Genomic DNA, 26055 nt, shown 5'->3' on the forward strand with positions numbered 1-26055 from the left:
TCCTTATTGTCGGCGGGCCAGCTCCCGCTGAATATGATCCAGCAGAATATCGATGTTAATCGGCTTACGCAAAAATGCAGCGGCGCCCAGACTGAGTGCATACCGCTGCATATTTTCATCAGCATGACCGGAGATAAACAGTATTGGCGGTGGCGGCGTGGCCAGCAACCGCAGCTTCTCAAACAGCTCGATGCCGTTCATGCCGCGTAGCTTGATGTCGGTGATCACCAGCGACGCGCCGGACAGGGCGAGAGGGTGGCTCAAAAACACCTCTGCCGAATCGAAGGTATCGGTAGCATACCCTTCCGATTGCAGCAGGTTACTGAGCCCGCTGCGAACAGAGCGTTCGTCATCAATGATGGCAATGCGCCACGGCAGCGTCATGCTGTCTTTCCTCAAACAAATCGTTACGCGTCGCGGCTTTCCTTCGCGGGCGCTGGGGGCGCGGTACCGCTGATCTTCGGTACGCATTCATGACGAAACCAGGCCAGGGTCAACGGTTCGCGGCTCACCAGACGCCGTCCGATGGGGATCAGCTGTTCACTCACCAGCATGCCGAACAGGCCAAGCAGCGCGACGACCGGCGGCGCCGGGGAATGCACGTCGAGCAGTGCGTAAAGTACCCCAGCCGCGACCCCGCACACCAGCGAAATAATCCAGGCCTTCATGATGACGCTCCGGTCAGGTGCTGAACGTGGGGAACCGTCACCTGCACGCCCGCGGGATTATCGCGGGATAAAAGATGACGCATCGCCTGTTCCCCCGCCAGCATCCCCAGCAGGCCAATCAGCGCCAGCGCGGGCGGCGCGGGGGAACGCACCTTCAGCACGGCATACATCAGGCCAATCAACACGCCTGCCGCGAGGGATATCAACCCTGTACTCATTGTGAACTCCAGAGAAAAAGGCAGCGGCGAGCCGGATGAGGGACCAGCCCGCCAGCGGGACTTAGCGTGCCGGAACCGGCGCTAAGGTGCGGTGCTCGCTCTTCTGACGAGACGGCGCTTTGTGCACCATGGTGTAGGCGTAATCCACACCCATTCCGTAGGCACCGGAGTGCTCGCGCACGATATCCATCACCGCGGTGTAGGTCTCTTTGCGCGCCCAGTCACGCTGCCACTCCAGCATCACCTGCTGCCAGGTCACCGGGATCACGCCCGCCTGGATCATGCGCTGCATCGCGAAGTCGTGGGCTTCTTTGGAGGTGCCGCCGGAGGCGTCTGCCACCATATAAATTTCGTAGTCGCCTTCCAGCATCGCGCACAGGGCAAAGCTGTTATTGCACACTTCGGTCCACAGGCCAGCGACAACCACCTTCTTCTTGCCGTTGGCCTTCAGCGCGTCGCGCACCTTCTGGTCGTCCCAGGAGTTCATGGAGGTACGCTCCAGGATATCCTGGCCCGGGAACACGTCCAGCAGCTCCGGATAGGTATTGCCGGAGAAGCTTTCGGTCTCAACGGTGGTGATGATGGTTGGGATGTTGAACACCTTAGCCGCTTTCGCCAGCGCCACGGTGTTGTTTTTCAGCACCTGGCGGTCAATAGACTGCACGCCGAACGCCATCTGTGGCTGGTGATCGATGAAGATGATCTGACAGTTGGCAGGGGTTAAGACTTCGAGCTTAGAAGTGGTCATAAGATTATCCAGTGAGGTTAAAGGTTAAAATCGCCGCGAACAGCACGCCGATAAAATCGCGTTCATCCTATGACCCACAGCGCTGTGGTGTAATTATCTCTTCGTATAGTTAACCTTAGGTATAGTTATACTTTGGTATACCTATCCTATTGTATAACTGGATCTTTGCCGAAACCGGTTCCCATAATCCTGACCATTCCCCTCTGAGTCTGGAGCTATTATGGTTACCCTCGGTAAAGCCGATCTCATTCTGGTTAACGGCCAGTTTCACACCGTCGATCGCGAGAATCCTGTCGCGGAAGCCGTTGCCGTGCGTGACGGAAAATTTCTGGAAGTGGGTACCGTCGCCGAGGTGATGCAACACCACTGCGACGGCACTAAGGTGGTCGACTTAAATGGCCACACCGCCATCCCCGGCCTGAACGACTCGCACCTGCACCTGATCCGCGGCGGCCTGAACTACAACCTCGAGCTGCGCTGGGAAGGCGTGCCGTCCCTGGCCGACGCCCTGCGGATGCTAAAAGAGCAGGCCCTGCGCACGCCGTCGCCCCAGTGGGTGCGCGTGGTGGGCGGCTGGAGCGAGTTCCAGTTCGCCGAGCGCCGCATGCCGACCCTCGACGAAATTAACGACGCCGCGCCTGACACCCCGGTGTTTATCCTCCACCTGTACGACCGCGCCCTGCTCAACCGCGCCGCGCTGAAGGTGGTCGGCTACACCAAAGACACGCCAAACCCGCCGGGCGGGGAGATCCAGCGCGACGCCAACGGCAACCCGACCGGAATGCTTATCGCCCGTCCGAACGCCATGATTTTGTACGCCACGCTGGCGAAAGGGCCGAAGCTGCCGCTGGAGCAGCAGATTAACTCCACGCGCCAGTTCATGCGCGAGCTGAACCGTCTGGGGCTGACCAGCGCCATCGACGCGGGCGGCGGCTTCCAGAACTACCCGGAAGATTACGAGGTGATTGCCGAGCTGCACGAGAAAAAGCAGATGACCATCCGCATCGCCTACAACCTGTTTACCCAGCGTCCGGGCCACGAGCTGGAAGACTTTGAAAAATGGACCGATATGCTTACGCCGGGCCAGGGCAGCGATTTCTTCCGCCACAACGGCGCAGGCGAGATGCTGGTCTTCTCCGCCGCCGATTTTGAAGACTTCCTCGAGCCGCGCCCGGATCTCGCACCGGGCATGGAGGACGAGCTGGAGCGCGTAGTGCGCCATCTGGTGGAGCACCGCTGGCCGTTCCGCCTGCACGCCACTTACAACGAATCCATCAGCCGCATGCTGGACGTGTTCGAGAAGGTGAACCGTGACATTCCGTTCAACGGGCTGCACTGGTTCTTCGACCACGCCGAAACCGTGTCGCAGGCCAACATTGACCGCATCAAAGCACTCGGCGGCGGCATTGCCGTCCAGCACCGCATGGCCTTCCAGGGCGAGTACTTTGCCGAGCGCTACGGCATCGAAGCCACCCGCCACACGCCGCCGGTGGCGAAAATGCTCGAGACCGGCGTGCCGGTGGGCCTGGGAACGGACGCCACCCGCGTGGCGAGCTATAACCCATGGACCGCGCTCTACTGGCTGGTCTCCGGCCGCACCGTTGGCGGGATGCAGATGTACGATCACAGCGCCCGTCTGGATCGCGATACCGCCCTGATGCTCTGGACCCAGGGCAGCGCGTGGTTCTCCAGCGAACAGAACCAGAAAGGGCAGATCAAAGCGGGCCAGCTCGCGGATCTGGCGGTGCTCAGCAAAGATTACTTCCGCGTGCCGGAGGAGGAGATCAAGGGCATCGAGTCCGTCCTCACCGTAGTGAACGGCGATATCGTCTATGCCGCAGGCGCTTTTGGCCCACTCGCGCCGCCCGCCATTCCGGTCCTGCCCGAGTGGTCCCCGGTGGTGAAGGTGCCGGGCCACTACCGCAGCGCGCCGCCGCAGGCCGCACGCGTGGGTATGAGTGTGGCTCACCACTGTAGCGGCCCGTGCGGGGTTCACAACCACCAGCATGACTTTGCCCGCACGTCAGAGATGCCGGTATCCGACGATAACGCTTTCTGGGGTGCGCTGGGTTGCAGCTGCTTTGCATTCTGATGAAACAAAATGACGCTTCGCCCCGGATCGATCCGGGGCTGTTCTTTCTGCGCCTGACCGGCAGTCTGCTGCTGCTTTATGTGCACGGCCTGCCGAAGGTGCTGCACTTCAGCGAAGAGCTGACGCGCATCGAAGATCCGTTTGGTTTTGGGCCGTATGCCAGTCTGATCCCGGCGATCGTCGCCGAGGTGATCTGCCCGCTGTTTATCATTGCGGGCGTGTACACCCGCCTGGCGTGCCTGCCGATTATCGCCGTGCTGCTGGTGGCGATGCTGGCGGTCCACCCGAACTGGTCGATTGCCGAGGGGCAGTTTGGCTGGCTGCTGCTGATTATCTTCACCACCCTCGCCCTTACCGGTCCGGGCCAGTGGCGAGTGCAGCGTAAAACAACGGAGAGGTTCGCATGACCCAGGTAAACGACGTTCGCGACGCACACGTCGAGACGACGCCCGCCCCCGCGGTTTCACCCTGGCAGCCGCTGAGCCAGCCGGTGTTCCGCATGCTGTGGATCGCCACGGTGGTCTCTAACGTCGGCTCATGGATGAGCGACGTCGGTATCAACTGGAGCATGCTGACGCTCAGCGCCGATCCGCTGGATATCGCGCTGGTGCAGGCGGCGAGCAGCCTGCCGATGTTCCTTTTCGCCCTGCCGTCCGGGGTGATGGCGGACATCGTTGATCGACGTAAATACCTGCTCTTCTCCCAGCTGTGGGTGTTCATTGCCGCCGCCGGGCTGACGCTGCTCTCTTTTACCGGACACGTCACCCCCACCGTTCTGCTGGCGGCGACGTTTCTGCTGAGCGTGGGTGCGGCCATGAGTTCGCCGCCGTTTCAGGCGATTGTCCCTGACCTGGTGAGCAAGCCCGAGCTGGGTTCCGCCGTGGCGCTTAACTCGCTCGGGGTCAATATCAGCCGGGCAATTGGCCCTGCGCTGGGCGGTTTTCTGCTGTCGCTTGCCGGGCCGTGGATGGTGTTTGCCCTGAACGCGCTGTCCGTGATGGGCGTGGCGTGGGTGCTGTGGCGCTGGCGTCCGGCACCGTCCGTGCAGCGTTTGCCACCGGAGCACTTCTTCTCTGCGGTGCGCTCCGGGATTCGCTACGTGCACGCCGCGCCGGTGCTGCGCAACGTGCTGGTGCGCACCGTGGCCTTTTTTGTTTTCGGCAGCGCGGGCTGGGCATTGCTGCCGCTGGTGGCGCGCCGCGAGCTGGGCTTAGGCCCGGCGGGCTACGGCGTGATGCTGGCGTGTATCGGCCTTGGCGCCATTGCCGGGGCCATCCTGCTGCCGCGTCTGCGCCAGCGGCTGAACGCCGATCGGCTGATGGTGGCCGCCAGCCTGACGTTTGCGATCACCATGCTGGCGCTGGCATTTGTACGTCACTTTTGGCTGCTAAACTTGTTTGAGTTCTTTACCGGCTTCGCGTGGATTGCGGTGCTCTCCACCCTCAACCTTGGCGCGCAGCGCAGCGCCGCACGCTGGGTAAAAGCCCGGGCGCTGGCGGTGTATCTGACGGTCTTTTTCGGTTCGATGACCGCAGGCAGCGCCGTCTGGGGCCAGATCGCCTCGCAGTTCGGCACTCCGGCTTCGCTGGTTGTCGCCACGCTTGGGATGGTGCTGGCGAGCATGACGGTGTTCCGCTGGAAGCTGGAGAAAGATCCGGATTTAAATCTCGACCTGAGCGGGCAGCCGCTGGACGGGGTGGAGATTGAACTCCCGAACGAGCGTGGCCCGGTGCTGGTCTCGCATGAGTACATCATCGACCCGCAGAACGCGAAAGCGTTTTTGCAGGCCGTGCACGAGCTACGCCGGGTGCGCCGCCGCGCCGGGGCGATGAGCTGGGCGGTGTACGAAGATATTGAACGTCCGGGTCTGTTTATCGAGACCTTCCTGATGGGTTCCTGGATCGAGCATCTGCGCCAGCAGGAGCGCCACACCATGAATGACCTCCTGTTGCAGAGCCGCGTTCTGGCTTTTCATCAGGGCACAACATCACCGGCAATTCGTTATCTGGTCGCGCCGGTCTGAACATAACAATCACCTGTAGAGGAACACACTATGGCAACGTTTAAGGCAAAAGATGGTACGCAGATTTATTACAAAGACTGCGGCGCGGGCAAACCGGTTCTTTTCAGCCACGGCTGGCCGCTGGATGGGGATATGTGGGACAGCCAGCTGAACCACCTGGCCGAGCGCGGCTACCGCACCATCGCCTTTGACCGTCGCGGGTTTGGACGTTCAGATCAGCCGTGGAACGGCTATGACTACGATACCTTTGCATCCGACATTAACGACCTGATCACCACGCTGGATCTGCGCGACGTGACGCTGGTGGGCTTCTCCATGGGCGGCGGCGACGTGACGCGCTACATCAACAACTACGGCAGCGAACGCGTGGCCGGTCTTGCCCTGCTGGGCGCGGTAACGCCCATTTTCGGCAAATCCGAAAGCTACCCGGAAGGGGTCGATCAGAGCGTGTTCAGCGGGATTCGCGACGGACTGCGTAAAGATCGCGCTCAGTTCATCAGCGATTTCGCTACCCCATTCTACGGCACCAACGCCGGGCAGACCGTTTCTGCCGGTGCCCTGACGCAGACGCTGAACATCGCCCTGCTGGCGTCCCTGAAGGGCACCATCGACTGCGTAACCGCCTTCGCCGAAACCGACTTCCGCCCGGATATGGCGAAAATCGACGTGCCGACGCTGGTGATCCACGGCAGCAACGACCAGATCGTGCCGTTTGAAACGACCGGCAAGCTGGCGGCAGAGATGATCAAAAACGCCACGCTGAAAGTGTACGACAACGCGCCGCACGGCTTCGCGCTGACCCACCAGGACCAGCTCAACGAAGATCTGCTGGCGTTTGTGCAGTCGCTGTAAGTCATTACGCGAAGCCTGATGGCGCTTCGCTTATCAGGCCTACAAGGGCTGGTCCTGTAGGCCGGGTAAGGCGCAGCCGCTACCCGGCGCTTTCGCAGACGCATTCCGCTCCGCCAGCAGCCGACAAATCTCCGCATGCTTCTCTTCGGTAAAGGTAAAGCGCGACATAAACCCCATTCGGATCAGCGAGCCTATCGCCGGTAACAAACAAATCCCGAAGAACAGTCCCGCCAGTACGCTGTCGCTCTGTGACTGCGCCTGCGGCACATAGTCGATCATCGTCAGAAACACGCCGATGAGCCCGCCGCCCACCGCCACCGACATCTTGCCGGTAAAGGTCTGCCCGGAGAAGGTGATCGCCGCGCAGCGCTTGTGGGTGTGGTATTCCGCGTACTCGATGGTGTCAGCAATCATCGACGAGGTGAGGATGTTGGCCATCATCACGAACAGCGTGCTCAGGCCGAGCAGGATAAACAGCAACGCCGTGTGCTGATAGCCCGTGAACCACATCACCACGCGCACCGCCACGTCCAGCCCGCAGAGGATCATAAACAGCTTCCGCTTCTGCATCCGGCGGGTCAGCAGCGGGGCGACCAGGCACAGCACCGCCGCCACTATCCCCATCACGCCAATTGCCATTTGCAGGCTGCCGTCGCCCATATTGTTGATAAAGAAGTAGATATAGAGACCGCCCGCCACGTTATGGAACACGCAGAAAAAGAACGACAGCAGGACAATAAACAGCGGCTTGTTCTGGCGCAGGTTGTGGAAGGTGTCGCGCATCGTCACCTTTTCCGGGCTCGGCGGCACGCGCTCTTTGATCTGCATAAAGCCGTTGAGCATCATCGGCAGGCCCACCAGCATCATCACCAGCGCCGCCATAAAGTAGCCTTTATCGTTGCTGTACTGGGCAAAGAACGCCGCCAGCTTCGGGAAGAAGATGTTAGCGCAGGCGATCCCGGCATTCACTCCGAGCATCGCCGCCGTCACCGCGCGGGTGCGCTGGCCGGAGTCGTTGGTCATCACCGATGACATCGACCAGAACGGGATATCGGAGATGGCGTACAGCGTCCCCCACAGGATATACGTCACCCCGGCGTAGAGGATTTTGGTGGTCATATCCGCTTCGATTTTATAGAACGCGAGCAGGGTGACCCCGGTGATCAGCAGCGGGGCGATCAGTAAAAAGTGGCGAAACTTTCCGAACCGGCTGTTGATGGTGTCCATAATGCTGGCAAACAGCGGATCGTGAACCGCATCCCACGCACGGGCAATCAGGAAGATGGTACTTGCCGCCAGCGCCGAGATCCCCAGCACGTCGGTGTAAAAATAGTTAATAAACGAACCCACTAAACCAAAGCTAAAACACTGACCTAAACCATAGCCAAAGTAAGACCACAACTCGCGAGACGGTATTTTCATTGTCATTGCCATAGTGCGTACCTGGTTGCCCGGCGACAGCGCGCCGGGTCATTATTATTAGCCCTGCGGATTCGGGGCGATTTTGCGCAGCTTCTTCATCAGCGCGATTTCAGCGCGTGAGAACGGGATACCGTTCTCCTCAAACACGTCGTGGAACCACAGGCGGCAGTAGTCCGTGGACTCCTTCATCACTACCGGCCACGGCAGCCAGGTCTGGGTTTTACCGCGCACCAGCCCCCACTGATACGGCGCGACCTTCGCCATGTACATCAGCGGGAGCTGCTCTTCGATGGTGCCGCCCACGTGACGCGCCAGCCATTCGGTGCAGAAGATTGGGCGGCCCAGCGCCTGAAGCTGCTGGATAATCGCCGTCATGCGCCCGGTATTGGTATAGGCGTGGTAGCTCACCACATCTGACAGCGCCAGCGCGGTCTGGTCCAGCGGGTGCTGGTAAAACGTCTCGCCCTCTTCTTCCGCCGGCAGACGCCACGCGCAGATGGTGAGCGGCTGGGTCGGGTCTTCCTCACGCACCCAGCGGAACGCCTGCTTCATCAACTCGTGCGCGCAGGTCTCCAGCTTCTCGTCGTACAACACCTCCTCCGTGCCGGTCGCGAAAATGCCGCGGTTGCCCGGCTCGTTATACAGATCCCAGAGCAATACGCGCTTATCCTCGCGAAACTGGCGCACAACGTCGCGGATATAGCGCTCAATCTGTGGCCAGCAGTCGCGATCGCACACCTTATCGCGTCCCGGGCTCGCTGCCGCCTGGCTGTTGTGCTTGCCCGGTACGGGCGGCTTTTGCGGGCCGAGGTACGGCTCGTCGCCGGAGAACCCGCAGTCGTCCATCAGGGTCAGCATGGTGCTGAACCCATGACCGTCGGCAATCGTCAAAAAGCGGTCGATGCGCGCCATCAGCCCGTCGCGGTCGTGCTCCCAGACGATGAACGGCAGGTTGATGCGCAGGGTGTTATAGCCCGCGTCCGCCGCCCAGCCCAGCTCGCGGTCGATGGTGTCGGCATCGAAGGTCTCTTCCTGCCAGATATCGGTCCAGTTCACCGCCGTCGACGGCAGATAGTTAAACCCGCACAGCCAGCCTTTCTGCTGATACCACGCCTGTGCCTGCTCCCTGCTCCATTGCTCTTTCATTACGCATCCTCTTACTGATAATATTTAGCTAATAAATATTAGTCGCAGAATAAATGCGCAAATCGTGGCGCTCAGAAAAGCGACGCCTCTCACAAAGTTCACGCTTCGATGGATGAGAAACGTGATCGACGGCGCTAAAGCGTGCGGTTAGGGTATGATGCGAAATCGCGAAAGGGAGAGGACGGATGAAGCGAAAAACAAAAGTGACGATGAACGATATTGCGCGGGCGGCAGGGGTGTCGCAGGCGACGGTATCGCTGGTGCTTAACCAGTCCCGCAACATCAAGCTCAGCGACGATACCCGCCAGCGGGTGATTGGCGTCGCCACCGAGCTCGGCTACGACCGCCTCCCCGCCGTTCACGCCCCGCGCAACCAGGAGGAGATCGCCCTGCTGGTCAGCTCCATGCAGAGCTTCGACCCGTTTATCGACGCCATCAGCCAGGCGCGGGAAGCGGCGTGGCGCAACGAGACCCTGCTCACCGTCTACGACTACGGCGACGACGTGGAGCTGGCCCTGAACATCATCCGCCAGCTGGACAAGCGCAACTGCATCGGGATTATCCTTGCCTCTCCGGTCACGAACGTCGTCGATATGACGGCATTCCAGGACTGCACCCGCATCCCGCTGGTGCTGCTCAACCAGCGCGACCCCGGCTCGCCGCTGCTGCCGTCGTTTATTCCGGACGACTACGCCAACGCTTTCCAGGTTACCAGACACCTCATCGCCTGCGGCGCCACGCGCATCGCCCACATCACCGGCGAGAGCTGGATGGAGGCCTCGCGCCAGCGTCTGGCGGGCTACCAGGCGGCATTACAGCAGGCCGGACTGGCGTGCGACGACGGTCTGGTGCGCCAGACCAACTGGCAGTTCAGCGAGTCCTTTACCGCGACAGCTTCGCTGCTGGAACTGGCCGAGCGCCCGGACGCCATCTTCTGCGCCAGCGACTGGCTGGCGATTGGCTGCTATCAGGCGCTGGCGGTGAACGGTGTGTGCATCCCGCAGGATATGCTGCTGGCGGGCTACGACGACCAGAAGATCTCCGAGCAGTTGACCCCGCCGCTGACCAGCATCCAACTGCCCTACAGCGAGCTGGGACGGCTGGCGGTGGAGTACCTGTGCAATCAGGAAGATGCTGCCACGCACGTGACGCTGGCGGGCAGGCTGAAAGTGCGCGCCTCAAGCCTCGTCTGAGGTAAACACCATGCCCGCGTAGGGCTTCTCGCGACACGCCGCCAGCCGCGCGGCGAGGCTGCCCACGTGCAGCTCCAGCTTGTGCCCGTCCGGGTCGAGAAAATAGAACGACGCCCCCTCGCTTTTGTTCTGCTTCCAGACGGTGACGCCCGCCTGCTCAAGCCTTTGCGAGAACGGTTCAAAATCCTCCTCCGCCACGGTAAACGCGTAGTGGGTGTAGTCGCTCTCCTGCGGCGGCACGTACTGGCGCGCCTCGTCGTACGACAGGCAGACCCACAGATCGCCGCAGGTGAGATAGGCCCCGGTATTCCAGCGGGCGTGCAGCGCAAGCCCCAGCAGCTCGTGCCAGAAGGTGACGCTCTTTTGCAGGTCGCTGACCGCAAGGGTCAGGTGGTTGAGTGATTGCAGCATGACGTGCCCCGCATGACTGAAATTTAGTTAATTGATCTTACCTCTACAGAGCCTTTTCAAAAGCATTTCGGAGTAATTTGCATTAAGTGAACTCCATATTTAGCCCCCCCCATAATTGACAGCAGTAGATGCAGAGGATCTTGTTATATGATACTCGCTATTATATACCTCGGACATATAACCAAATGAAAAAAATCATAAAATACCGTTTAAGTAATCTTCAGACATTCATAATTTCTTTCTTCTTAATAATTATCGGTTGTAGTATAACGCGGTATACCAGCCTTGAAACCGCATGGCTTTTTTTGTTGGGTGGGCTTTTTTTAGCATTTATATCACTTCTGGAAAGCAAGCGTCTTTCGCGCGTTGAAAAAGGGGTTTCTCTCATTTTCTTTGGGATATTCATGGGATTAGGAATTCCAGAACTGTTCCAAAAAAACTATAAAGACTTAATGACCCCTGATTTCAACGAGAACCTTGCTATATTTACTCAAATGGCTTTTTTTGTTTGTGCCGGAGCCGGAGGAGGTGTACTCGCCAACCATGCTGAGAATATTAAGACGGTCGACGTCACACCAAATACGCAAAATGGAAATGTTGATACAGCATTAAACTATATAAAAACATTGCAAGTAGAAGCCATATCACAGCGTAAAAAGATAGAGCAGTTAAGGTTAGTTATAATCGTAGCTGTAGGCTTGGGTTTGGCAAACCTTATCGTAACCATTTTAAAGTAGAGAAGGATGCAATTGAATTGTTCAATAATTATGATACTGTAGTTCTATGAACATAAACCACGCCGTGCTCACCGTAAACCGCTGGTGGCTGCCTTCTTAAAGGCGGCACGGAGTAGTTTTCCTCATTTTCAGATAGCCGCCGAAAGGCGGCTTTCACATTTCTAAGACCCCTTTCGGCTACTGCACATTAAGGAGTCTTTATGAACGCACCCACCATCCTCACCGGCGATCGCCCAACCGGCCCGCTGCACCTCGGTCATTTCGTCGGATCGCTGCGCCAGCGCGTGGCGCTCCAGCACACCCACAACCAGTTTGTGCTGATTGCTGACCTTCAGGGGCTGACCGACAACGGCAGCAACCCGCAAAAAATTCGCGACAACATCCCCGAAGTGCTGGCCGACTACCTCGCCGCGGGCATTGACCCGAACCAGACCACCATCTGCCTGCAGTCCGCCCTGCCCGCCCTTGCCGAGCTGACGATGCTGTATATGAACATCGTCACCGTCGCCCGCGTGGAGCGTAACCCGACGGTGAAAAACGAGATTGCGCAGAAAGGCTTCGCCCGCTCGCTGCCGGTCGGGTTTATGGCCTACCCCATCAGCCAGGCGGCGGACATCACCGCGTTCAAGGCCGAGTGCGTGCCCGTCGGCGACGACCAGCTGCCGATGATTGAGCAGACCAACGAGATTGTGCACAAGATGAACAGCCTGCTGCCCGCCCCGGTGCTGCGCCGCTGCAAGGCGATGCTGAGCGACACCAGCCGCCTGCCCGGCATCGACGGCAGCGCCAAGATGTCGAAATCGCTGGGCAACACGCTGCACCTTTCGGCCAGCGAAGAGACCATTCACCGTGCGGTCAGCGCCATGTACACCGACCCGAACCATCTGAAGGTGAGCGCCCCGGGGCAGATTGAGGGGAATGTGGTGTTTACGTACCTCGACGCGTTTCATCCGGACAAGGAGAAAGTGGCGGCGATGAAGGCGCATTATCAGGCGGGCGGGCTGGGCGACAGGGTGTGTAAGAACGAGCTGGAGGCGTGTTTGCAGGAGCTGATTGCGCCAATGCGGGAGCGGCGGGCGATGTATATGCAGGACAAGGGGGAGTTGATGGCGATGCTGAAGCGCGGGACGGAACGGGCGCAGGGGGTGACGCAGGCGACGTTGAGGGAGGTGAAGGTGGGGCTGGGGGTGCCGGTGTTTAGTTAAAGTAGATTTAGCGGTGGAGTGCGTGGGATTGGCACGAAGCCGCTGATTATCTCATTAAAGATGAAATTGATACCTCTAACAATTCTTAATTCCTTATTTAGATAAGATAAATTGCTTCAATCACATTAATATTACATTGATAAATCCTTTATTGCGCATTTAAAGGATTATTATGGCTGATGTAGAAGATATAGCCCGGAGATTATGCAACATTATCGCTTCTCCTGATACAGTTACTGGGCTTATAAATGGAGGGTTATCTGTACCGCTAGATTATGGATATCTGGTTTATGGTATCTTTGACACGGATACCAGATATGCTCGTGAAACTCAACGCATACGAATGATTACTGCCATAAAAAATGACATTTTGAATTACGAGAATATTGTCAGCGCCGTCAAAGTTATACTTAAAGAATTCAACAGATATTTAACGGAAGCGGAGCAGGATAAAATATACAGATCTGTAATGACTTCAATTGCAGGTAGAATATCAACCAATATTATTGCATCAACTATCGCAAAGCATGTCATTGAAAGAACGTCCTTCACGTTTATTGTTTTCAAAGGGAAAAGTAACCCAATCACGGCACTGAGCACACTCCTTTTGTTTGGGGGAATGGCTGAACGATCAATTAGAACATCTGACAGACTCAAAGCAGAAGCCCCAGAAGTATATCAACTTCTGAGACCAATAGACTATGACTTACTTTATTTTCTGTTCGCTGATGCCGTCCAGCCTTTCGTAGATGCTATCCATGCAGGTTATTCAGAAGGAAAACCTGTATTTAATCAAATCATGAAGAAAGTTAATGAAAAACTAACTGCACACACTACGGCAGGCGCGTATGAGTAAGTTTATCACCCCAATTATAAACCTGCTTCTTTGCTCATATTTAGTTTTAGCCTATATCCTTAGCTGGGTTGAATTCGAAACCTGGCATGATAAAACAATCGCCTTTTGCATCATTACCCTAAGTGCCTACCTTATTTCATTAGTAATGAATAAATTACTGCCAGGAAAGATACATATTTTTGGCGGGGTCCTGGATGTGTTATCAGGTCCCTTACTTATCATCGGTGCATTTGCTTGTATAGCTGTCCTTCAACCATGGCCGCTGAAAATAATTGGCTTATTCATATGGGTCGTGGCGATGTTGCACCTACCTTCTTTTGTAAATATAGATGAGGAATAATCATGTCAAATCCAGCATATCTATGGTTAACCGATGCTAATGGCTCACCCGTCGTAGGAGGTTCCATGGTGTCCGGTCGGTTAGGTGCTATTGAATTAAAGGCAGTCGCTCATCACCTCACCATTCCTGTGAGTGGAAATACAGGCCGACTAACAGGTACCCGTGTACATACACCGATTGCTGTTCAGAAAGAGTTTGATAAAACAACTCCGGTTCTTATCAGGGCACTGTGTGAAAACCAAACGCTAAAATCGGCTACGATAAAAATGTATCAAATTGATGATGCAGGAATCGAGAGAGAATATTTCAACATTATCCTGGAGAATGTAAAAATCACGGGGATTACGCCAAATCTGTTCCCGAGTTCTGGAACAGGAACGCATTCAGAGACGATCGAGCTAAGATATGAAGCAATCACCTGGAAACACTGTGACGGGAATATAGTTTACAGAGATGCTGGAATCATATGGCGATCGCCTGAACTGACTTGAAAATTTCTCGGGCCGGGGTAACGTTGTTCTTGTCGGTCCGACCAAGCGGAACGCCGCCGGAAAGCGCTGGCGATGATTTCTACCGCTTTAAAGGAGAGCATCATGGTGGAACCCACTCTCTCACAAGTTATTGAGGTTGTTCGAAACTCCTCAGGGGAGCATCGTAAATCTATCGATAGCAATACGTTGATTGAGGCCGATTTGCATATTTGCGGTATGGACGGCGAAGACCTACTGGAAGACTGCGAAGAAGCGTTTGGCGTTCAGCTTGCCACGGAAGAGGATGGCTATAGGAAAACGTTCTCTCTCGCGGAGAATGAGTATCTGTTTACGGGTGAAGGTATAGACTTTTTTGGCATCTGTCGGTTTATCCGCTGGGTACGTGGCATACCAGAACCTGTTATACGCGATTTAACCGTCGGCGAACTTCACGCTGTGCTGGTTAAGGCTGTGAAAGAGCAGGTAAAGCACGAGTGATTTCTGAAGATTACGGGCATGGGATAACGTGCCCGTATCGTTTTATTGCTTCAAGGATTACATGAGGCGGGATAAAGAGATTCATATGTCGCATCAACCGTTAACTATTTGATTATCCGAATTAAAATACCAGTCTTACAAGTCAGAGCATGGCCAGGCCAGGGAGCCCTAAGGTTTTTGTCGCAATCAAAGGGTTAGGACAAATGTTATTCCTTTTTGATTTTATATTACTGGAATGACACAGGATTTCTAACACTCCCATTTTAAAACACATACGCTGCATAATATTATTTATCGGCAATTCAGCGAATATTACATTTATAATTAACAGGAACCATTACTATCCCATCTTTAAAAGATGACCAATATCAATCTGGATATTTATTTCGGATTTTAGCCCGGCTTATTAACCACTTTATGTATATTCGCCTTACAGGCTAAAACCTAACATTGCTGCATTTACTCTTCTGCCCCTACAAGGAATTGTCATGCAGCTTTATACCAATGAATTTACCGCTGAGTTGAAAGCGGAAATAGATCGTTCCCCTTTTACCTATGAAGAACTGGCCGCCATGCCCGAGGACGCACGCGCCATCATTGCCGAACAGGAAGCCTTTCATCGACAACATCCCGTCACCGCCATCTGGCGGATCGCCACGGCTGGCAGCCAGACCCGACTGGGCGGCGTTGTTCTTCCCGTCGATCGTGAAGCCACAATGCTCATGGACGATGGGAGTTACACCAGCGTGATTGTCGAAGGGGATTGTGTGGCCTATCCGGATGGAACGCTCGCCACGATTATGACCTCAGCAGGAGAAGCGTTTTCCTGGAGGCATCAGGGCGTTGCGCTGGTCGGCAGCCTGCTTGATAACGATGACGAGATTATCAGCACACCGCTCGGCAGTACTTATCTGGTCACCCGCGAAGGTATTCCACCTCAAGAGGATTTCTTAACCTGGCCCGGAGAATAGGCCATGGGCTATCGTTCAACGAACTACGGCCGCGGTCAGGCGCTACACGGCGACAGAACGACCACCGGCGCAATATGCTGTAGCACCTTGCCCAACTGCACCGAGCACGGTCGCGGCGTTATCCGCGTTGGCGATAAAACGACGGCATGCCCTAAATGCGGCAAGCAGGGCTTTGTTGCAGACGGCGAACCTCGCGTTAACTGGATGGGGCAAGCCTCAGCCGTCGATGGTTCTGTCGTCATTTGTGGCTGCCCGCACGGAACCAACCGCGTGATCGCCCCATCGGGAGAGTGGCTCGGCTCCGGTCCCTCTCCTGAACAGATCGCACAGGAAAAGCATCAGGCCATGCTCGCGGCACGCCGAAAAGAGGAAGAAGCCGAGGCGCAGCGACAAGCAGAAGAACGCGATCGCAACCGGGTCTTTGCGAAATCCTGCCTGCGCGGTGAAGGCTGTAACGATGCAGGCACCGGCAGTGAGCCGCACACCAACTTCGCCGAAATGGCGTTTTACCAGGCCATACCCAACAATGCCCCGCAACACGCCCAGGCGGCAAAGCGTAAGGCGATCCCAAAACCAAAGCAACGCAGCGCGCTTTATCTCTGGTGGAATGGGCATCACGAGGAGATGGACTATCAGGCTGCCGTTGCAGCCGAAGAAAGGGCCTGGACCGCGCGGAACGCGATAGCCGATGCCAGCGAACTCGTACTGGTTAGCGGGCGTACTGTCATTTCCGGCACATGGGCCGTGCGCGGCGCTGCACTTGGCGAGATAGCCATGGGAGGCCTTGGTGCACCTGTCGCAGGGCTGCTGATAGGGATGTATCCCGGCAAGCTAAACGACGGAGAGCAGGATTTTATCGACAGGATGCGCGCCGAGCAGATGCGGGAAGCCCCTACCCGCGTTCGCTTCACTTGGGAGAACGACGCCAGCGGTAACCCGACACCGCGCGGCTGGCATACGCCGCCGGGCAAAGACAGCGTGCGCGTTCGCAGGATGGAGTGGGATAGCCGACGCCAGGCTTACACCTTTACCACCGAAGAAGACCCCGGTATCACCATTATCTGGACACCGGACCGCACCGGAGAGAATAAGCCGTGGGATACGGGCAATCAGAACCCGGTACGGATACCGAACCCGGTTGTGGTTGATCCGCTACCGGAGGATACGGCGATTGGTGTGACGACTAGCCCGACACCGGAAGAGAAGACGTTTGCGGATTATATTCTGATTCTGCCGGTGGGCGGGGTGCCGCCGATTTATGTCTATATCCGCCACAATCCCGGACAGGTCACAGGCAAGGGACAGAAGATTAGCGGCATTTGGTTATCTGATGCGAATACGGGGAATGGGTCTCCTATTCCAAGCCAGATAGCGGATCGATTACGTGGGCAGACATTTACGGACTTTGACCAGTTTCGTAAGGCATTTTGGCTGGAGGTATCGAGGGATCCGGGACTGCTGGAGCAATTCAACCGAGGGAATACTGGTAACATCAAGGTAGGGAAAGCACCGTCACCACGAGAAAATGAGCAGGTAGGCGGTAAAGTGAAATATGAGATTCACCACATAAAACCTATAGTTGAGGGTGGTGAAGTATACAACATTGATAATATGGGGATAGTGACCCCTAAACGTCATATTGAAATTCATCGAGGGGCATAAATTGAAAACGATAAGTGATTATACAGAATACGAGTTCCTTAATTTCGTAAGAAAATTGTTTGATGTCACTGCCACCACTGAAGCTGAAGATATAAAAAATATCCTCGAATTCAAACGATTGACTGAGCACCCTGATGGTTCCGATCTTATTTACTATCCACGAGAAGATAGAGAAGACAGCCCCGAAGGTGTAGTTCAGGAAGTAAAGGAGTGGCGTAGGGAAAATGGTAAATCCGGTTTCAAACCATAGCAAAGATAATCATGCTTTCTGGACCAGTACTCTACTTCGCACCTTATCGAATAGCGGGTGACTGTTAAGTTCCGGTAAGTTCCGGAAAGCCAATTGAAACTAACGAATACGGAATATTTTGTAAATGGAACCTACTCTCGCACAAGTTATTGAGGTCGTACGTGAGTCATCTGGGATACATCGTAAACCTATTGATAGCAACACCTGGATTGAGGCCGATTTGCATATTTGCGGTATGGATGGCGAAGACCTACTGGAAGACTGCGAAGAAGCTTTTGGCGTTCAGCTTGCCACGGAAGAGGATGGCTATAGGAAAACGTTCTCTCTTGCTGATAACGAGTATCTGTTTACGGGTGAAGGTGTAGATTTTTTTGGCATCTGTAGGTTTATGCGCTGGGTGCGTGGCATACCCGAACCTGTGATACGCGATTTAACCGTTGGCGAACTTCACGCTGTGCTGGTTAAGGCTGTGAAAGAACAGGTAAAGCACGAGTGATTTTTACTTAAAACGGGCATGGGATGACATGCCCGTATTGTTTTATTGCTCCAGGAATATAAGGCAGGAAGCCAGAACTACTCAGGCATCGCTTGCCCGATTCCCCGCTTCACAACGGGTATATCCCCGGTATCATTTAGCGCTCCCGGAAACGTCTTCAACCACTGCGCGACTTTCTGTTTATTTATATTCACCACGCTCATCCCTTCCAGGCATCCCCATAATTCTCTTGTATGCTGTGGCGTAATCACAATGCAGTCTTTCATAGCGCGGATTTTTACGGGCATGGCGTTGATAAAGCCCGCACGGGTTAACCAGTCGCCACCCAGCAAAAGATATTTCATGTCTATGCGAGCATACAGTTCGCAACAGGCGGCACTGTCCTGCGGCGTTTCCGCGCGAGGGTGGACGGGTGCCGCGTTAGTCTGGTTGCCGTGAAGACGGCGGGCGCTGTTTTTGCGTACCAGCTCGCGGTTTTCAATCATGTCGGTGAAAGCGTCTGATTCTGTTTTGCAAACAGCAAACTCTGGCTTAAAATTCGTCGCAGCCATTTTCAACTCCTCAGTAGTTGTTTGTGGTTAGCGGTATGGGGGTGTTGCAGCACCTTCATATCGCGAATTCTCTCTTTAAATATTCCTTGATACTTCCTTTGCCGTTCGGCGTAATTTCTGGTGCTCATTATACAGGGCTGAATATAAATACAGCGGTTTGGGGTGGGGTAAATTTGAAATTTGCGAGGGGGATTCAGGAAATAAGGTTTTAATTCGAGAAATGACAACGCTTCGGCTGGAAACCTGTTCGACTCACCTCTTCCAGATATCTGTTCGTTTATAAACCTGCGCTAATGCCGTATCGGTTGTCCCGATAACTTCCTCTCTGACCTCTCAAAAATTCATCAAACCTATAGATTAACGATTTACATCACCCTGATTTTGTTATGTGATCCTGTTACAGGTTTTAGTAACGCCCTGTCCAGCCAACCGTAACAGGACTTCATCGATGGAATTTTATCAGGCCGATCCGACGCTTGAGAACTACTGGCGTGGTGTGATCCTCTTTGGAAGGAACGTCGCATCTTACAAATTTGCGCTGGCGTCAGCGTTGTATGAAGTGGATAAGACGGGCAGCGATTTGATTACGCTCGACCAGCTTGCCGTACCGTTCAGCCGCTATCTTTGCGAGCACCTGAAACATGCGCCAAAACAGATCACCTCCCGCAGCAGTCAATTTCTGGAAACCTGCCTGAAGTTCAACAGAGGTGAAATCACCCACGCTCAGCTCATTGAAGCGACGGTGCGCCTTGGCTTTAACAATGTGATTGATGCCTTTCATTACGTGAACCAGGGCGAGATCGATAAACGTTTTTTCCTTGATGAGCGCAAAACCCACAACGGGATCCGCCTGACGGATAACTTCTATTCACTGGGCGAACGCCTGCAGTATAAAAACCTCTCCTTTGAAACCAATGCCCGCTGGAACCTGGTGGAACAGGCCTGGTCGATGGGGATTTCACGTAACCTTGTGGGCGTGGAGTTCGACGAAGATAATCAGCTGCTGTTCACGAGGGTGAATGCGCGGCGCGTAGACATCACCAGTTGCCGCGACAGCCTGAATGGTTACCAGAAAGGACGGTGTTTTTACTGCTTCAAACCCATCAGCCTGGTACCGGGAGACGCAGCTCTGGCAGACGTCGACCACTTTATTCCCTGGGCTGCCCGCCAGGAAGTGAGCAATATTAACGGCGTATGGAACTTAGTGCTGGCCTGCCGGTGCTGTAACCGTGGCGTTGAAGGCAAGTCGGCACGCATTCCCGAGCTCAGGCTCCTGCAGCGGTTACATACCCGCAATGAGTATTTTATTCAGAGCAAGCTGCCGTTACATGAGACGATTGTTCTACAGACAGGGCAGCGTCCTGAAGCACGGGAAAGCTTTCTTCAGCGTAACTGGCAGGCCGCGCTGGACAAACTTATCCATACCTGGAAACCCAACGCGGAAGGCGAGGCTACGTTTTAATGACACTTCACTACTATCAAAACCACGCACAGGATTTCTTCGATGGCACGGTCAATGTCGATATGACCCCGCTTTACGAGGCCTTTACCCAACATCTGCCTCACGGTGCCCTGGTTCTGGATGCGGGCTGCGGCTCAGGCCGGGACGCAAAAGCCTTTCATGAGATGGGCTATCTTGTGGATGCTTTTGATGCCTCTTCCGCGATGGTGGAACTGGCAAAGCAACATTCCGGGTTACCCGTGCAGCTGATGACGTTTTCAGAGATCGACTGTAAAGCGCAGTACGATGGGATCTGGTGTTGTGCCTCTTTGCTGCATGTCCCCTCTTCTGAGTTGCCTGAAGTGATGCAGAAGCTTGCGGATGCGCTTAAGCCTGGCGGCGTATGGTATGTGTCCTTTAAGTATGGCAAAGGTGATCGCGTGCAGGGTGAAAGACGGTTTACGGATCTGGATGAAGAGGGGCTGCAGGAGTTGCTGAGGGCGGTTCCGGGTGTCGTGATTAATATGCTATGGATTACAAAGGATAATCGTCCAGGACGGAATGAGGTTTGGCTGAATGGGACATTAAGAAAAGAAGCCCTTAAATTGTAAGTTAGATTTGTAGGCTATTGGAGCCTGTCATTAATTCTTTGTGGTTGTCCCATAGATCAAATGCGATCGCTCATTCGAGCTCGGTCTCTTTGTCTAACCGGTTCTTGCCGTCCGCACTCAACAAAAGAGCCTATTCTTACTCATCGGGGAACCAGGAAGATATAAACACTCTATCATTCGGACCTTGCCCTCTCACAATTTGCCTTTTCTCATGGCGTCCCGCCCCTTCCCCCATTACAATCAGCATTTGTTTTTTGCGAGCAGCATAGCAGTTTTCAGAGGGTAGAAATGACGGTGAAGAACGACAAGGCATGGATTGGAGACCTGTTAGGCGGGCCGCTGATGAGCAGGGAAAGTCGAATCATCGCTGAACTTATGCTTACCGTACCCGATGAACAGACCTGGCAAGAGCAGATCGTCGGTCATAACATTCTGCAAGCCTCCTCGGCCAATACAGCGAAACGCTATGCCACAACGATAAGACTACGCCTGAACATGCTTGATAAAGCAGCGTGGTCACTTATTGCTGAAGGGAGCGAGCGCGAGCGTCAGCAATTACTATTTGTCGCCATGGTTCTCCATTCACCCGTTGTCAAAGACTTCATGGCAGAAGTGGTGAACGACCTGCGCAGACAGTTTAAAGAAAAGCTTCCTATGGATAGCTGGGATGAGTTTGTGGCTAACCATCTTCGCCAGCAGCCCGTACTCACCAGTTACTCAGATTCATCCATCAAAAAAATGGGGAATAACCTGGTTAAAGCGCTGGCTGAGGCGGGTTATCTGGATACACCACGTCGGCGTAATTTACAGTCGGTCTTTCTTTTACCAGAAACTCAGGCAACCTTGCAGCGCCTCGGGCAACAAGAATTGGTTTCTATTCTGGAGGGGCAACGGTGATCGATCCCGTGCTTGAATACCGCCTGTCACAGGTTCAGAGCCGCATTAGCGAAGAGCGCTTTCTCAAAAACAACGGCTCAGGTAATGAGATTGGGTTCTGGATTTTTGATTATCCTGCTCAGAATGAGCTACAGGTACGTGAACACCTGAAGTATCTTTTCCGTAATCTGGAAAAGGACCACAAGTTCACGCACCTCAACATCTTTCAGATCATTATCGACATGCTCACCGAACGTGGGTTATTTGAGCGCGTCTGTCAGCAGGAAGTGAAAGTCGGTACCGAAGCGCTGAAAAAACAACTCGTTGGCTTATTGAATCAGAAAAAGATCGCGGATTACATAGCAAAAAAAGTCGATCTTCAGAATCAAGAATTTGTCATCCTGACAGGCATGGGTAATGCCTGGCCGCTGGTTCGTGGCCATGAGCTGATGAGCGCCTTGCAGGACGTAATGGGTTTTACCCCTCTGTTGATGTTTTATCCGGGAACCTATAGCGGACACGATCTCTCCCCCCTGGCGGGTATTGATTCCCGAAATTATTATCGCGCCTTCAGGCTGGTACCCGAAAGCGGGCCTGCGGCGACATTGAATCCTCGTTAAAGAGCACAGCAATGAATATTGAACAGATCTTTGAGAAACGTCTGGACCGAAATATTAATGGCGTTGTGAAAGCCGAACAGACGGACGATGCCAGTGCCTGGATTGAGCTTGATGAATACGTCATCACCCGGGAACTGGAAGGACATCTTCGCCATTTCTTCGAATCTTATGTTCCGGCAACCGGTCCGGAGCGCATACGCATGGAAAACAAAATTGGCGTATGGGTTTCAGGGTTCTTTGGCTCAGGTAAATCACACTTTATCAAGATTCTGTCGTATCTATTGTCTAACCGCAAAGTCAGCCATAACGGTACAGAACGTAATGCATACTCCTTCTTTGAAGACAAAATCAAAGATTCTCTGTTCCTCGCTGATATCAACAAAGCGGTCCATCATCCGACGGAAGTGATTCTGTTCAATATTGATTCTCGTGCTAACGTCGATGACAAAGAAGACGCTATCCTTAAAGTCTTCCTGAAGGTGTTTAACGAACGGGTTGGCTACTGCGCTGATTTTCCGCACATCGCCCATCTGGAGCGTGAGCTGGCTAAACGCGGCCAATACGACGCGTTTAAGACCGCATTCTCCACTATCACTGGTTCAAGCTGGGAAAAAGAGCGTGATTCCTACTATTTCATCAGCGATGAAATGGCAGAAGCCCTAAGCCATGCCACAGGTCAAAGCGTTGACGCCTCGCGTCAATGGGTGGAACAGCTGGATAAGAACTTCCCATTAGATATCAATAATTTTTGCCAGTGGGTCAAAGAGTGGCTGGATGAAAACGGCAAAAACATCCTCTTCATGGTGGATGAGGTCGGCCAGTTCATCGGTAAAAATACGCAGATGATGTTGAAGCTACAGACTATCACTGAAAACTTGGGTGTGATCTGCGGTGGACGCGCATGGGTTATTGTTACCTCCCAGGCAGATATCAATGCGGCCATTGGTGGGATGAGCAGCCGCGATGGACAAGACTTCTCTAAAATCCAGGGCCGCTTTTCAACTCGCCTGCAGCTTTCAAGCTCCAACACCTCCGAAGTTATCCAAAAACGTTTGCTGGTGAAAACCGATGCTGCAAAACCCGCGCTGGCTAAAGTCTGGCAGGAAAAAGGCGACATTCTGCGCAACCAGCTTGCCTTTGATCCTACAACCACCGCTTCTTTGCGCCCCTACACCAGCGAAGAAGAATTTATTGATAACTACCCGTTTGTCCCGTGGCACTACCAGATTCTGCAGAAGGTTTTTGAGTCTATCAGGACCAAAGGTGCCGCCGGTAAACAGTTAGCCATGGGTGAACGCTCACAGTTAGAAGCGTTCCAGACTGCGGCGCAGCAAATCGCCCCGCAAGGTCTGGATTCTCTGGTGCCGTTCTGGCGCTTTTATGCCGCGATTGAAAGCTTCCTGGAACCAGCCGTCAGTCGTACCATCACGCAGGCCTGTCAGAATGGCATTCTTGATGAGTTCGATGGTAACTTACTGAAAACACTGTTCCTGATCCGCTATGTCGATGTGCTGAAAAGTACACTCGATAACCTGGTCACCCTTTCTATCGATAAAATCGATACCGATAAAGTCGAACTACGCCGTCGCGTTGAGAAAAGCCTGAACAAGCTGGAACGGGAAATGTTGATTGCACGCGTTGAAGACAAATACGTGTTCCTGACCAACGAAGAAAAAGAGATCGAGAACGAGATCCGCAACGTCGAAGTCGATTTCTCTGCAATCAATAAAAAACTGGCATCGATCATCTTTGATGACATTCTGAAAAACCGCAAATATCGCTACCCGGCTAACAAGCAGGACTTTGATATCAGCCGCTTCCTTAACGGGCACCCGTTGGACGGCGCGATGCTTAACGATCTGGTGGTGAAAATCCTCACACCAAAAGATCCGACCTATACGTTCTATAACAGCGATGCCGCCTGCCGTCCTTATACTTCGGAAGGTGATGGCTGTATTTTGATTCGCCTCCCAGAGGAGGGGCGCACCTGGACCGACATTGATTTAGTCGTTCAGACCGAAAAATTCCTCAAGGACAACGCCGGACAACGCCCGGAACAGGCCAGCCTGCTTTCAGAAAAAGCCCGCGAGAACAGCGTTCGCGAAAAAATGCTGCGCGTCCAGCTGGAGTCGCTTATTGCCGAAGCAGACGTCTGGGCGATTGGCGAGCGCTTACCGAAGAAATCTTCGACGCCATCCAGCATTGTGGATGAAGCCTGCCGTTACGTGATTGAAAACACGTTCGGCAAGCTAAAAATGTTGCGTCCTTACAATGGCGAAATCGCACGTGAGATTAATCACCAGCTTACTTTAGAAAATGATGCGGAACTGGATCTGGGCGACACAGAAGAATCCAATCCCGACGCAATGCGCGAAGTGGAAACCTGGGTCAGCATGAACATCGAGTTCAATAAGCCGGTCTATTTACGCGATATTCTGAACCACTTTGCTCGTCGTCCTTATGGATGGCCAGAAGAAGAAGTGAAGCTGCTGGTTGCTCGCCTGGCGCGTAAAGGCAAATTCAGCTTTAGCCAGCAGAATAACAATATCGAGCGTAAGCAGGTTTGGGAGCTGTTCAATAACAGCCGTCGCCACAGCGAGCTACGTCTGCACAAAATTCGTCGTCACGACGAATCACAAATTCGCAAAGCCGCCCAAACCATGGCGGAGATTGCCCAACAGCCGTTTAGCGAGCGTGAAGAACCCGCCCTGGTTGAACATATCCGCCAGGTCTTCTACGACTGGAAGCAGGAGCTGAATGTCTTCAGAGCAAAAGCGGAAGGTGGAAACAATCCAGGGAAAAATGAGATTGAAACAGGCCTGCGCCTGCTGAATTCCATTCTGAGTGAAAAAGAAGATTTTGCCCTGATTGAGAAGGTCACCAGCCTGGCAAATGAACTGCTGGATTTCAGTGAAGATCGCGAAGATTTGGTCGATTTCTACCGCAAGCAATTCACCACCTGGCAAAAGCTGGGGGCTGCGCTGAACGGAAGCTTTAAATCCAACCGCAGCGCACTGGAAAAAGACGCCGTGGCGGTAAAAGCGTTAGGTGAGCTGGAAAACATCTGGCAGATGCCGGAGCCTTACAAGCATCTCAATCGCATCACGCCGCTGATTGAACAGGTTCAGAACGTTAACCATCAGTTAGTTGAACAGCACCGCCAGCACGCCCTGGAACGTATTGACGCCCGCATCGAAGAGAGTCGTCAACGCTTGCAGGAAGCGCATACCACATCGGAGCTGCAAAACAGCGTTCTGCAGCCAATGCAGAAAGCCAGAAAGCGCGCTGAGGTCAGCCATTCGATTCCGGAAATTCTGGCGGAACAGCAAGAGACGAAAGCGCTGCAAACGGATGCTGAGAAGAAGATTAACCAGTGGATCGACGAGCTGCGTAAAAAGCAGGAAGCCCAGCTACGAGCAGCGAATGAAGCCACACGCGCTGCAGAATCACAACAGACCTATGTTGTGGCAGAAAAACCCGTTATCCAACCGGTACCGAAAAAAACACATCTGGTGAATGTAGCCAGCGAGATGCGCAAAGCCACCGGTAGTGAAGTGCTGGAAACCGCCGAGCAGGTTGAAAAAGCGCTTGATACGCTTCGTGCTGCCCTGCTGGCAGCCATTGAGGCAGGTGACCGGATTCGTCTTCAGTAACCCACATTTCAGGGCAGCGCTCTGCTGCCCTTTGCAGGATTTTCT

General features: G+C 54.1%; 27 protein-coding genes and 1 pseudogene. 20 read left to right on the top strand and 8 right to left on the bottom strand.

The window, feature by feature from the left end; translation table 11 throughout:
* Positions 1-3 precede the first annotated feature (3 nt).
* The 4 genes from ACOTYH_RS13655 to ACOTYH_RS13670 all read right to left on the bottom strand — a co-directional run bounded on the left by ACOTYH_RS13655 (position 4) and on the right by ACOTYH_RS13670 (position 1634).
* Positions 4-384, bottom strand: a complete 381-nt coding sequence (locus ACOTYH_RS13655) for a response regulator transcription factor (RefSeq protein ID WP_017383874.1) — start codon at positions 382-384, stop codon at positions 4-6.
* A 23-nt stretch (positions 385-407) separates the two neighbouring features.
* Positions 408-668 (bottom strand): XapX domain-containing protein, encoded by a 261-nt coding sequence (locus ACOTYH_RS13660; protein ID WP_421637780.1) that lies wholly within the window; start codon positions 666-668, stop codon positions 408-410.
* Entirely contained in the window at positions 665-886 is a 222-nt protein-coding gene (locus tag ACOTYH_RS13665) for a DUF1427 family protein (RefSeq protein ID WP_022646923.1), read from the bottom strand. The genes ACOTYH_RS13660 and ACOTYH_RS13665 overlap by 4 nt, the downstream gene beginning before the upstream one ends.
* 61 nt (positions 887-947) lie before the next feature.
* Complete coding sequence (locus ACOTYH_RS13670) at positions 948-1634, bottom strand: hydrolase (protein WP_003863053.1); 687 nt, start codon at positions 1632-1634, stop codon at positions 948-950.
* Positions 1635-1854: 220 nt separating this feature from the next.
* Here ACOTYH_RS13670 and ACOTYH_RS13675 point away from each other — a divergent pair, with 220 nt between their 5' ends.
* From ACOTYH_RS13675 to ACOTYH_RS13690, 4 genes are read left to right on the top strand one after another with little or no spacing between them, the layout of a single operon-like run.
* Positions 1855-3726, top strand: coding sequence for an amidohydrolase (locus ACOTYH_RS13675; protein ID WP_421637781.1), 1872 nt, complete (start codon positions 1855-1857; stop codon positions 3724-3726).
* Positions 3726-4133 carry a DoxX family protein gene (locus ACOTYH_RS13680; protein ID WP_017383877.1) on the top strand — a complete coding sequence of 136 codons (408 nt, stop codon included), beginning with the start codon at positions 3726-3728 and terminating at the stop codon, positions 4131-4133. The genes ACOTYH_RS13675 and ACOTYH_RS13680 overlap by 1 nt, the downstream gene beginning before the upstream one ends.
* A complete protein-coding gene (locus ACOTYH_RS13685; RefSeq protein WP_023303025.1) occupies positions 4130-5749 on the top strand; it encodes an MFS transporter in 1620 nt (539 codons plus the stop codon). Before ACOTYH_RS13680 ends, ACOTYH_RS13685 begins: the two co-directional genes overlap by 4 nt.
* A 30-nt stretch (positions 5750-5779) precedes the next feature.
* A complete protein-coding gene (locus ACOTYH_RS13690; RefSeq protein WP_047637761.1) occupies positions 5780-6601 on the top strand; it encodes an alpha/beta fold hydrolase in 822 nt (273 codons plus the stop codon).
* 39 nt (positions 6602-6640) lie between these two features.
* On the opposite strand, the gene ACOTYH_RS13695 is transcribed toward ACOTYH_RS13690, so the two are convergent.
* A complete protein-coding gene (locus ACOTYH_RS13695) occupies positions 6641-8035 on the bottom strand; it encodes an MFS transporter (protein ID WP_421637782.1) in 1395 nt (464 codons plus the stop codon).
* A 45-nt stretch (positions 8036-8080) separates the two neighbouring features.
* The gene (locus ACOTYH_RS13700; RefSeq protein WP_023295856.1) at positions 8081-9169 is read right to left on the bottom strand and encodes a cellulase family glycosylhydrolase; all 1089 of its coding nucleotides are present in this window, start codon (positions 9167-9169) and stop codon (positions 8081-8083) included.
* A 185-nt stretch (positions 9170-9354) separates the two neighbouring features.
* Between ACOTYH_RS13700 and ACOTYH_RS13705 the strand changes: the two genes are divergently transcribed.
* Complete coding sequence (locus ACOTYH_RS13705; protein ID WP_421637783.1) at positions 9355-10362, top strand: LacI family DNA-binding transcriptional regulator; 1008 nt, start codon at positions 9355-9357, stop codon at positions 10360-10362.
* On the opposite strand, the gene fosA is transcribed toward ACOTYH_RS13705, so the two are convergent.
* The gene (fosA, locus tag ACOTYH_RS13710; protein WP_023303023.1) at positions 10348-10773 is read right to left on the bottom strand and encodes a FosA/FosA2 family fosfomycin resistance glutathione transferase; all 426 of its coding nucleotides are present in this window, start codon (positions 10771-10773) and stop codon (positions 10348-10350) included. The genes ACOTYH_RS13705 and fosA overlap by 15 nt on opposite strands.
* Before the next feature lie 185 nt (positions 10774-10958).
* On the opposite strand from fosA, the gene ACOTYH_RS13715 reads away from it, so the two are divergent.
* The 10 genes and pseudogenes from ACOTYH_RS13715 (at position 10959) to ACOTYH_RS13760 (ending at position 18258) form a co-directional block, all read left to right on the top strand.
* Complete coding sequence (locus ACOTYH_RS13715; protein WP_032634092.1) at positions 10959-11510, top strand: hypothetical protein; 552 nt, start codon at positions 10959-10961, stop codon at positions 11508-11510.
* 200 nt (positions 11511-11710) lie between these two features.
* Positions 11711-12715, top strand: a complete 1005-nt coding sequence (gene trpS / locus ACOTYH_RS13720) for a tryptophan--tRNA ligase (RefSeq protein ID WP_086524230.1) — start codon at positions 11711-11713, stop codon at positions 12713-12715.
* A 172-nt stretch (positions 12716-12887) separates the two neighbouring features.
* Positions 12888-13571 carry a hypothetical protein gene (locus ACOTYH_RS13725; RefSeq protein ID WP_421637784.1) on the top strand — a complete coding sequence of 228 codons (684 nt, stop codon included), beginning with the start codon at positions 12888-12890 and terminating at the stop codon, positions 13569-13571.
* Positions 13564-13911 (top strand): hypothetical protein, encoded by a 348-nt coding sequence (locus ACOTYH_RS13730; RefSeq protein WP_421637785.1) that lies wholly within the window; start codon positions 13564-13566, stop codon positions 13909-13911. The genes ACOTYH_RS13725 and ACOTYH_RS13730 overlap by 8 nt, the downstream gene beginning before the upstream one ends.
* A 2-nt stretch (positions 13912-13913) precedes the next feature.
* Positions 13914-14392, top strand: a pseudogene (locus ACOTYH_RS13735) (Hcp family type VI secretion system effector).
* A gap of 115 nt (positions 14393-14507) precedes the next feature.
* A complete protein-coding gene (locus ACOTYH_RS13740; RefSeq protein WP_058689002.1) occupies positions 14508-14879 on the top strand; it encodes a hypothetical protein in 372 nt (123 codons plus the stop codon).
* Between the two features lie 488 nt (positions 14880-15367).
* Positions 15368-15850, top strand: coding sequence for a hypothetical protein (locus ACOTYH_RS13745; protein ID WP_023303016.1), 483 nt, complete (start codon positions 15368-15370; stop codon positions 15848-15850).
* Positions 15851-15853: 3 nt separating this feature from the next.
* A complete protein-coding gene (locus tag ACOTYH_RS13750; protein WP_058688931.1) occupies positions 15854-17512 on the top strand; it encodes an S-type pyocin domain-containing protein in 1659 nt (552 codons plus the stop codon).
* A gap of 1 nt (position 17513) precedes the next feature.
* A complete protein-coding gene (locus ACOTYH_RS13755; protein WP_077266469.1) occupies positions 17514-17762 on the top strand; it encodes a bacteriocin immunity protein in 249 nt (82 codons plus the stop codon).
* A gap of 124 nt (positions 17763-17886) precedes the next feature.
* Entirely contained in the window at positions 17887-18258 is a 372-nt protein-coding gene (locus ACOTYH_RS13760; protein ID WP_248042673.1) for a hypothetical protein, read from the top strand.
* A 77-nt stretch (positions 18259-18335) separates the two neighbouring features.
* On the opposite strand, the gene ACOTYH_RS13765 is transcribed toward ACOTYH_RS13760, so the two are convergent.
* Positions 18336-18809 carry a SymE family type I addiction module toxin gene (locus ACOTYH_RS13765; RefSeq protein WP_421637786.1) on the bottom strand — a complete coding sequence of 158 codons (474 nt, stop codon included), beginning with the start codon at positions 18807-18809 and terminating at the stop codon, positions 18336-18338.
* A 448-nt stretch (positions 18810-19257) separates the two neighbouring features.
* Between ACOTYH_RS13765 and ACOTYH_RS13770 the strand changes: the two genes are divergently transcribed.
* From ACOTYH_RS13770 to brxC, 5 genes are all read left to right on the top strand, one after another.
* Positions 19258-20271 (top strand): HNH endonuclease, encoded by a 1014-nt coding sequence (locus tag ACOTYH_RS13770; RefSeq protein WP_421637787.1) that lies wholly within the window; start codon positions 19258-19260, stop codon positions 20269-20271.
* Positions 20271-20861 carry a class I SAM-dependent methyltransferase gene (locus ACOTYH_RS13775; protein WP_058688928.1) on the top strand — a complete coding sequence of 197 codons (591 nt, stop codon included), beginning with the start codon at positions 20271-20273 and terminating at the stop codon, positions 20859-20861. The genes ACOTYH_RS13770 and ACOTYH_RS13775 overlap by 1 nt, the downstream gene beginning before the upstream one ends.
* A gap of 294 nt (positions 20862-21155) precedes the next feature.
* Entirely contained in the window at positions 21156-21758 is a 603-nt protein-coding gene (locus ACOTYH_RS13780) for a DUF1819 family protein (protein WP_086626232.1), read from the top strand.
* Complete coding sequence (locus ACOTYH_RS13785; RefSeq protein WP_044865654.1) at positions 21755-22357, top strand: DUF1788 domain-containing protein; 603 nt, start codon at positions 21755-21757, stop codon at positions 22355-22357. Before ACOTYH_RS13780 ends, ACOTYH_RS13785 begins: the two co-directional genes overlap by 4 nt.
* Positions 22358-22368: 11 nt before the next feature.
* Positions 22369-26010: a BREX system P-loop protein BrxC gene (gene brxC / locus ACOTYH_RS13790; RefSeq protein ID WP_058688926.1), complete on the top strand. Its 3642-nt coding sequence runs from the start codon at positions 22369-22371 to the stop codon at positions 26008-26010.
* Positions 26011-26055: the final 45 nt, after the last annotated feature.

This window comes from Enterobacter cloacae complex sp. SHL001, assembly GCF_049236825.1.
Taxonomy (GTDB): domain Bacteria; phylum Pseudomonadota; class Gammaproteobacteria; order Enterobacterales; family Enterobacteriaceae; genus Enterobacter; species Enterobacter hormaechei_C.

What these genes read in the sequence shown, in the direction of transcription:
- ACOTYH_RS13655 (WP_017383874.1), bottom strand. Translation starts at nt 384, where the DNA reads ATGACGCTGCCGTGGCGCATTGCCATCATTGATGACGAACGCTCTGTT.
- ACOTYH_RS13660 (WP_421637780.1), bottom strand. Translation starts at nt 668, where the DNA reads ATGAAGGCCTGGATTATTTCGCTGGTGTGCGGGGTCGCGGCTGGGGTA.
- ACOTYH_RS13665 (WP_022646923.1), bottom strand. Translation starts at nt 886, where the DNA reads ATGAGTACAGGGTTGATATCCCTCGCGGCAGGCGTGTTGATTGGCCTG.
- ACOTYH_RS13670 (WP_003863053.1), bottom strand. Translation starts at nt 1,634, where the DNA reads ATGACCACTTCTAAGCTCGAAGTCTTAACCCCTGCCAACTGTCAGATC.
- ACOTYH_RS13675 (WP_421637781.1), top strand. Translation starts at nt 1,855, where the DNA reads ATGGTTACCCTCGGTAAAGCCGATCTCATTCTGGTTAACGGCCAGTTT.
- ACOTYH_RS13680 (WP_017383877.1), top strand. Translation starts at nt 3,726, where the DNA reads ATGAAACAAAATGACGCTTCGCCCCGGATCGATCCGGGGCTGTTCTTT.
- ACOTYH_RS13685 (WP_023303025.1), top strand. Translation starts at nt 4,130, where the DNA reads ATGACCCAGGTAAACGACGTTCGCGACGCACACGTCGAGACGACGCCC.
- ACOTYH_RS13690 (WP_047637761.1), top strand. Translation starts at nt 5,780, where the DNA reads ATGGCAACGTTTAAGGCAAAAGATGGTACGCAGATTTATTACAAAGAC.
- ACOTYH_RS13695 (WP_421637782.1), bottom strand. Translation starts at nt 8,035, where the DNA reads ATGGCAATGACAATGAAAATACCGTCTCGCGAGTTGTGGTCTTACTTT.
- ACOTYH_RS13700 (WP_023295856.1), bottom strand. Translation starts at nt 9,169, where the DNA reads ATGAAAGAGCAATGGAGCAGGGAGCAGGCACAGGCGTGGTATCAGCAG.
- ACOTYH_RS13705 (WP_421637783.1), top strand. Translation starts at nt 9,355, where the DNA reads ATGAAGCGAAAAACAAAAGTGACGATGAACGATATTGCGCGGGCGGCA.
- fosA (WP_023303023.1), bottom strand. Translation starts at nt 10,773, where the DNA reads ATGCTGCAATCACTCAACCACCTGACCCTTGCGGTCAGCGACCTGCAA.
- ACOTYH_RS13715 (WP_032634092.1), top strand. Translation starts at nt 10,959, where the DNA reads ATGAAAAAAATCATAAAATACCGTTTAAGTAATCTTCAGACATTCATA.
- trpS (WP_086524230.1), top strand. Translation starts at nt 11,711, where the DNA reads ATGAACGCACCCACCATCCTCACCGGCGATCGCCCAACCGGCCCGCTG.
- ACOTYH_RS13725 (WP_421637784.1), top strand. Translation starts at nt 12,888, where the DNA reads ATGGCTGATGTAGAAGATATAGCCCGGAGATTATGCAACATTATCGCT.
- ACOTYH_RS13730 (WP_421637785.1), top strand. Translation starts at nt 13,564, where the DNA reads ATGAGTAAGTTTATCACCCCAATTATAAACCTGCTTCTTTGCTCATAT.
- ACOTYH_RS13745 (WP_023303016.1), top strand. Translation starts at nt 15,368, where the DNA reads ATGCAGCTTTATACCAATGAATTTACCGCTGAGTTGAAAGCGGAAATA.
- ACOTYH_RS13750 (WP_058688931.1), top strand. Translation starts at nt 15,854, where the DNA reads ATGGGCTATCGTTCAACGAACTACGGCCGCGGTCAGGCGCTACACGGC.
- ACOTYH_RS13760 (WP_248042673.1), top strand. Translation starts at nt 17,887, where the DNA reads ATGGAACCTACTCTCGCACAAGTTATTGAGGTCGTACGTGAGTCATCT.
- ACOTYH_RS13765 (WP_421637786.1), bottom strand. Translation starts at nt 18,809, where the DNA reads ATGGCTGCGACGAATTTTAAGCCAGAGTTTGCTGTTTGCAAAACAGAA.
- ACOTYH_RS13770 (WP_421637787.1), top strand. Translation starts at nt 19,258, where the DNA reads ATGGAATTTTATCAGGCCGATCCGACGCTTGAGAACTACTGGCGTGGT.
- ACOTYH_RS13775 (WP_058688928.1), top strand. Translation starts at nt 20,271, where the DNA reads ATGACACTTCACTACTATCAAAACCACGCACAGGATTTCTTCGATGGC.
- brxC (WP_058688926.1), top strand. Translation starts at nt 22,369, where the DNA reads ATGAATATTGAACAGATCTTTGAGAAACGTCTGGACCGAAATATTAAT.